The sequence below is a fragment of the Faecalibacterium prausnitzii genome, assembly GCF_003324185.1.
Classification (GTDB): Bacteria; Bacillota; Clostridia; order Oscillospirales; family Ruminococcaceae; genus Faecalibacterium; species Faecalibacterium prausnitzii.
Window position 1 is genome coordinate 95,579 of record NZ_PXUP01000012.1, and the last position, 6,696, is coordinate 102,274.

At 59.4% G+C, this 6,696-nt stretch carries 6 protein-coding genes; all 6 read left to right on the plus strand.

What is annotated here, in order from left to right:
• The first annotated feature begins 245 nt into the window (after positions 1-245).
• The 6 genes from C7J97_RS09610 (at position 246) to C7J97_RS09635 (ending at position 6,286) form a co-directional block, all read left to right on the plus strand.
• A complete protein-coding gene (locus tag C7J97_RS09610; protein WP_113992894.1) occupies positions 246-2,951 on the plus strand; it encodes a valine--tRNA ligase in 2,706 nt (901 codons plus the stop codon).
• A 4-nt stretch (positions 2,952-2,955) separates the two neighbouring features.
• A complete protein-coding gene (locus C7J97_RS09615; RefSeq protein WP_005925200.1) occupies positions 2,956-3,468 on the plus strand; it encodes a VanZ family protein in 513 nt (170 codons plus the stop codon).
• Positions 3,465-4,730, plus strand: coding sequence for a folylpolyglutamate synthase/dihydrofolate synthase family protein (locus tag C7J97_RS09620; RefSeq protein WP_113992895.1), 1,266 nt, complete (start codon positions 3,465-3,467; stop codon positions 4,728-4,730). Before C7J97_RS09615 ends, C7J97_RS09620 begins: the two co-directional genes overlap by 4 nt.
• 99 nt (positions 4,731-4,829) lie before the next feature.
• A complete protein-coding gene (locus tag C7J97_RS09625; protein WP_097778752.1) occupies positions 4,830-5,153 on the plus strand; it encodes an STAS domain-containing protein in 324 nt (107 codons plus the stop codon).
• Complete coding sequence (spoIIAB, locus tag C7J97_RS09630; protein WP_113992896.1) at positions 5,150-5,590, plus strand: anti-sigma F factor; 441 nt, start codon at positions 5,150-5,152, stop codon at positions 5,588-5,590. The genes C7J97_RS09625 and spoIIAB overlap by 4 nt, the downstream gene beginning before the upstream one ends.
• Before the next feature lie 21 nt (positions 5,591-5,611).
• Positions 5,612-6,286, plus strand: coding sequence for a sigma-70 family RNA polymerase sigma factor (locus tag C7J97_RS09635; protein ID WP_113992897.1), 675 nt, complete (start codon positions 5,612-5,614; stop codon positions 6,284-6,286).
• Positions 6,287-6,696: the final 410 nt, after the last annotated feature.

Here is a 6,696-nt window from a genome sequence, read left to right on the forward strand (position 1 = left end):
AGAGAGCCGGGGGCAGCTGAAAACCCGGCGGGATACCGGCGGGGCACTGTCACTTTGGAGCAGGAGCGGTGAGCCTTGCCGGTAAGCCGCTTTCGGGTCTGCCCTACGTTACAGGGGCATCAAGGGGCGCGGAACCTTCCGCGCAATTTGGGTGGTACCGCGGTCATGTATTTACAGCCGTCCCATGGAACGCTCCGTGGGGCGGCTTTTTGCGTCCCACTTCATCAAATTTTTGGGAGGACACTATGAAAGAGCTTGCAAAGCAGTACGATCCCAGTCAGGTGGAAGATCGTATCTACCAGTTCTGGCTGGACGGCGGCTACTTCCACACGAAGGCCGATCCGGACAAGAAACCTTATACCATCGTGATGCCGCCACCGAACGTTACCGGTCAGCTGCACATGGGCCATGCGGTGGATAACACCATGCAGGATATCCTCATCCGCACCAAGCGGATGCAGGGCTATGCCGCCCTGTGGGTGCCCGGCACCGACCACGCCTCCATTGCTACCGAAGCCAAGGTGGTGGAAGCTATGCGCGCCGAGGGCTTGACCAAGGAGATGGTCGGCCGCGATGGTTTTCTGGAGCGCGCCTGGGCATGGAAGACCAAGTACGGCAACCGCATCGTCAGCCAGCTGAAGAAGCTGGGCAGCAGCTGCGACTGGGAGCGCGAGCGCTTTACCATGGACGAAGGCTGCTCTGAGGCTGTCAAGGAAGTGTTCGTGCGCCTGTACGACAAGGGACTGATCTACCGCGGCAACCGCATGGTCAACTGGTGCCCCCACTGCAACACCTCCATTTCCGACGCCGAGGTGGAGTACGAGGAGAAGGACGGCAGCTTCTGGCATCTGCTGTACCCGGTCAAGGAGACCGGTGAGATGCTGGAACTGGCCACCACCCGCCCCGAGACCATGCTGGGCGATACCGCCGTGGCCATCAACGGCGAGGATCCCCGCTACGCCCATCTGCACGGCTGCCATGTGGTGCTGCCCCTGCTGAACAAGGAAATCCCCATCGTCTGCGATGAGCACGCCGATATGACCAAGGGCACCGGTGTCGTGAAGATCACCCCCGCTCACGACCCCAACGACTTTGAAGTCGGTCTGCGCCACGACCTGCCCATCGTGCGCGTGTTCACTTACGACGGCCACATGACCGGCGCTGCCGACAAGGCTGCAGCCGATGCCCTGTTTGCCGCCGGTAAGAACACCGTCAACGAGCCCCATGTGCTGGACTGCGGCAAGTACGCCGGCATGACTACGCTGGAGGCACGCAAGGCCATTCTGGCCGACCTGAAGGAGGGCGGTTTCCTGAAGGAGATCGAGCCCCTGAAGCACGAGGTGGGCACCTGCTACCGCTGCCACTCCACCATCGAGCCCATGATCTCCAAGCAGTGGTTCGTCAAGATGGAGCCGCTGGCAAAGCCTGCCATCGAGAGCGTGGAGAAGGGCGAGATCAAGTTCGTGCCCGAGCGCTTTACCAAGAACTATATGAACTGGATGAAGAACACCCGCGACTGGTGCATCAGCCGTCAGCTGTGGTGGGGTCACCAGATCCCGGCTTGGTACTGCGACGACTGCGGCGAGACCGTAGTGGCAAAGTCCGCTCCCTGCACCTGCCCCAAGTGCGGCAGCGCAAAGCTGACGCGGGACCCCGATACGCTGGATACCTGGTTCTCCTCTGCCCTGTGGCCCTTCAGCACGCTGGGCTGGCCCAACGAGGACAGCGCCGACCTCAAGTATTTCTACCCCACCAATACGCTGGTCACCGGCTACGACATCATCGGCTTCTGGGTCAGCCGTATGATCTTCTCCGGTCTGGCTTACACCGGCAAGGCTCCGTTTGACACCGTCTGCATCCACGGCATCGTCCGCGACAGTCAGGGCCGCAAGATGTCCAAGAGCCTTGGCAACGGCATCGATCCGCTGGAGGTCATTGCCCAGTACGGCGCGGATGCCCTGCGCTTTATGCTGGTGGACGGCTCTACTCCGGGCAACGATATGCGCTATATCGAAAAGAAGGTGGAGGCTGCCCGCAACTTTGCCAATAAGCTGTGGAACGCCACCCGCTTTGTGCTGATGAACCTGCCCGAGGACTTTGAACCGGGTCTGCCCTGTGAAGAGCTGCTGGACATGAGCGACAAGTGGGTGCTGACCAAGCTGAATCAGGTGGCCGGTGCCATGACCGACAATCTGGAGCACTATGAGATGGGTCTGGCTGCTGCCAAGATCAACAGCTTTATCTGGGATGTCTACTGCGACTGGTTCATCGAGATCGCAAAGCCCCGCCTGAACTCCGGCGACGCACAGCAGGCCGATACCGCCCGCCGCGTGCTGGTGTATGTGCTGGATAAGGCGCTCAAGCTGCTGCATCCCTTCATGCCCTTCATCACCGAGGAACTGTATCAGGCTCTGCCCGGCTCTGCCGAGACCATCATGACGCAGGCTTGGCCCACCTTTGACGCCGCTCACAACTGGGCCGCTGAAGAGGAAGCCTTTGAAAAGGTGATGGATTATATCAAGGCTGTGCGTACCATGCGCACCGAGATGAACGTGCACCCCGCTAAAAAGACCAGCATGATCATTGAAACTGCCGATGCAGCCCCCTTCCAGAACGCACAGGTCTATCTGGCCAAGTTCGCCTTTGCCACCGATGTGACCTTTACCGAAAAGTACGAGGGCAGCACCGATGGCATGGTGCAGGTGTCCACCCACGCTGCCCGCGGCTTCATCCCCATGATGGAGCTCATCGACCGCGAGAAAGAATTGGCTCGCCTGAACAAGGAAAAGGCCAAGGCCGAAAAGGAAATGGCCATGTTCGGCAACCAGCTGAACAATCCCAAGTTCGTGGAACGTGCCCCGGCGGCTCTGGTGGAGGAGATCCGCGCAAAGTTCGCCAAGAGTCAGGACAAGCTGGCCAACATTGAGCAGAGCATCAAGGCTCTGGGTTGAGACTGTGGAACGCTATAACGATACGGAACGCACCTCGCTGTGGGTCATTGCGGGACGTGTGGTCTTTACCGTTGCACTCATCGCCTGTATCTGGTTCATCTTTTCCAACTCCATGGCGGTGGCAACGGTCTCCACCGACTCCAGCGGCCGGGTGCTGGCGTGGATGCGCATCATCCTGCGCCGCTTGGGACAGCCGGGGCTGGCAGAGCATCTGACCATGCATATCGTGCGCAAGCTGGCACACTTTTGCGAGTATACGCTGGAGGGCTTTCTGCTCATGCTCTGTATGCGGGTGTACAGCCGTCACCCGCTGCGGCATATCACCGTGCCCATGCTGGGCGGTGTGCTGACGGCGCTGACCGATGAGACCATTCAGCTCTTCTCGGAGGGACGCAGCAGTCAGGTCACCGATGTGTGGCTGGACTCTGCCGGTGTTCTGGCCGGCATCCTTGTTGCCATCGTACTGCTGTTGGCCTGCGAGGGACTGTATTATCACATAAAAAGGAGACACGAATGACCATCCAACAGGCAAATCAGTATTTTGCAGCTCTGCCGGACGGCTTTGCCGACCCGGCGCAGCTGGGTGCGCTGTTGCCCGCCTCGGTGCAGCAGGTGCAGTTCGTGGGCGTAGCAGGCACTGCCGGTAAAACGGCGGTGGCGCGTCTGCTGACGGCCATCCTGCACGCGCAGGGGATCCGTGCCGGTGTCTACCATGCCGGGTGCGAGCCGCTTGCTGCCCGCATCCGTGTGGATGGCAAGCCGGTGGACGAAGCACTGCTGTGCCGCGCCGCCGATGCCCTTGCTGCCCATGAGGAGCTGCCTTTGCAGGCGGCAGAGCTTGTTGCCGCTGCGTACTGCTTTGGCGAAGCCGGCTGCACGCTGGCGGTAGTAGAGCTGCCGGACGCAGGCCTGGCTGCGGTGCTGCCCAAAATGCCGGTGTGCGCCGTCACAGCGGTGGGACCGGATGGCGTGAGCCGCTCGGTGGAGCGTCTGGCTGCGCTGGCGGGCGGCGTGATGCGCAAGGACAGCATCTGCGTCACCGCGCCGGAGCAGCCCAAGGCGGTGCTCAGTGAGCTGATCGTGGCTGCGGGCAAGTGCGGCTGTGAGCTGGTAGTGCCCGACCCGGAGGATATCACCTTTCTGGAAGCAGAACAGTTTGCCAGCCGGGTGGACTACGGCGGCTACACAGTGCCGCTGGCCTTTCTGGGGCGTCACGCTGCGGGCAACGCCGCCATGGCGGTGGAGTTGGCGCTGGCGCTCTGCCGCAAAGAGGTGGACATCTCCGATGAAGCCATTCTGGATGGCATTGCCGCCGTGGACAACCGTTGCAGCATCCGGGTGCTTTCCCAGCGCCCGCTGGTCATTCTGGATGCCTGCCGCACTCCGCAGCAGGCTGCCGCGCTGCTGCGCGTGTTGAACATGGCCAAGGTGCGCCATATGAGCGCTATCATCGGCCTGACCGAGGAGGAGGGCGCCGAAGCCTTCTTCTCCGCGCTGGAGACCGGCCTGAGCCCTGAGGAACAGAAAAAGGATAAATCCACCATGCCCGGCATGAGCGAGAGCCCCTTTGATAAGGTGTATCTCGTCACGCCCGCCGGTGTGGAGGAGCAGCTGACCCGGCGTCTGACCGAGAAGGCAAAGTATCACTTTGACGCCCAGCTCTGCACCAGTCTGGACGAGGCGGTGCAGCTGGCGCACGCCAACACCCGCCGTGGGCTGCTGGTCTGCGGCAGCGAGGCGGCAGCGCTGGAAGCTGCCGAGCTGCTGGCAAAGGCGTAAGCTGCCGACAGCTTTTTCTAAAAAATAACCCGAAGATCCCGTACACTGAAGTTATGTGTACGGGATCTTTTATTTTGCAAAAAAGGAGATGGACAAGCAATGGCAACGGTGACTTTCAGCGCGGCAGGGGAGACCCTGTACGCCTATCTGGCGGGCGAGATCGACCACGATGCCGCCCAGAGCCTGCGGATGCAGCTGGACGATGCACTGGTCAGCCGCAGTCCCCGCACCCTAATTATCGACCTTGGCGGGGTAGGGTTCATGGATTCCTCCGGGATCGGACTTATTCTGGGGCGGCAGCGCTGTGCCCGCGTTCTGGGCACGACCCTGCGGCTGCAACACGCCCCCGCACAGCTGCAAAAAGTCCTGCGGCTGGCGGGCATCCCCTGTACGGAGAACATAGAAAAGGAGAATGCGCAATGAAAGCAGAGAACAGTACCCGCATCCAGTTCGATTCCCTTAGCAGCAACGAGGCCTACGCCCGCGGCGTTACGGCAGCCTTTCTGGCGCGATACGATCCAACCGTGCCCCAACTGGCCGACCTGAAAACGGCAGTGTCCGAGGCGGTGACCAACTGCATCGTCCATGCTTACCCGGAGCATATCGGGCCGGTGTGCATGACCATAGCGGTCTACCCCGACCGGGAGGTGCACATCACCATTACAGATAAGGGCATCGGCATCCCCAATGTGGAGCAGGCCATGCAGCCATTGTTCACCACCGGCAACCCGGAAGAACGCTCCGGTCTGGGCTTTGCGGTGATGCAAAGTTTTATGGACAGGGTAAAAGTTACCTCAAAGCCCGGCAAAGGCACAAGGGTGCTGCTGGTCAAGCGTCTGTCTCGACGGGAGCCTACATAAAAAGGAAAGGCGGTCCGGTATATGGTAACGGATAAGACCCGGCGGGAAGCATTCATCACGCAGAATCTGGGGCTGGTGCACGCCTGTGCGGGCAGATTCCGTGGGCGAGGCATGGAGTATGACGACCTGTACAGCGCGGGCTGCGTGGGGCTCATCAAAGCCTATGATAATTTTGACGAGAGCCGGGGCGTGTGTTTTTCCACCTATGCCGTGCCGGTGATCCTTGGTGAAATCAAAAAGCTGTTCCGGGATGGGGGTACGGTCAAGGTGAGCCGCTCCCTGAAGGAACTGGGAATGCGGGTGCAAGCTGCACGGGAGCATACTATGAAGCTGTGCGGCGCAGAGCCTACCTTGCAGCAGCTGGCTGAGCAGCTGGACGAGCCGATAGAGAATGTAGCCCTTGCCATACAGGCCGCGCAGCCCGCCATGAGCCTGACCCCGGAGGGCGGCGAGGATGGAGACCGGCAGCTGGATATCCCGGTGGAATCTCCGGAGGAGGAACTGGCAGACCGGATCAGTCTGGCGGAGGTGATCGAAGCGCTGCCAGAGCAGGACAAGCAGCTGATTCGTCTGCGCTTTTATGGCAACCGCACCCAGAGCGAGACTGCAAAAGCACTGAATACTACACAGGTACAGATCTCCCGGCGGGAACGCAAGATCCTGATCCGGCTGCGCGCCCGGCTTTTGGAGGAATAAGGGAGGAAGTGTCTATAAAAAATGTAAAAAACTGGGCAAAAAGTCAAAAGAATGATTTTGGCGTAAAATTTGTAAAAAACGCTTGCTTTTTGAAGGATGCTGTGCTAAAATACATTACTGTCAGGCGGACGTCCGACAGAATGAAATACTTCAAAAACGACGTCAAACGGAGAGATTCGACAGAATCAAAAATGAATCTCAAAAATCTTTCAAAAAAGCGCTTGACAATTTATCACGAAAGTGATAAAATAAGTAAGCTGTCAGCCGCAAGGCTGCGGCGCACAGGACCTTGAAAATTGAACAATATCGAAAGAACTTGTAACGGAACCTATATTCGTGTTGGAAAAACACGGTAAACAATTCCAAACAAAAGTAATTCACACAGGACGCAAGCGATTGCGTGCTGAGCG

Excerpts from the sequence above, each read along its gene's own strand:
- C7J97_RS09610 (WP_113992894.1), top strand. The coding sequence starts at position 246 with ATGAAAGAGCTTGCAAAGCAGTACGATCCCAGTCAGGTGGAAGATCGT.
- C7J97_RS09625 (WP_097778752.1), top strand. The coding sequence starts at position 4,830 with ATGGCAACGGTGACTTTCAGCGCGGCAGGGGAGACCCTGTACGCCTAT.
- C7J97_RS09620 (WP_113992895.1), top strand. The coding sequence starts at position 3,465 with ATGACCATCCAACAGGCAAATCAGTATTTTGCAGCTCTGCCGGACGGC.
- C7J97_RS09635 (WP_113992897.1), top strand. The coding sequence starts at position 5,612 with ATGGTAACGGATAAGACCCGGCGGGAAGCATTCATCACGCAGAATCTG.
- spoIIAB (WP_113992896.1), top strand. The coding sequence starts at position 5,150 with ATGAAAGCAGAGAACAGTACCCGCATCCAGTTCGATTCCCTTAGCAGC.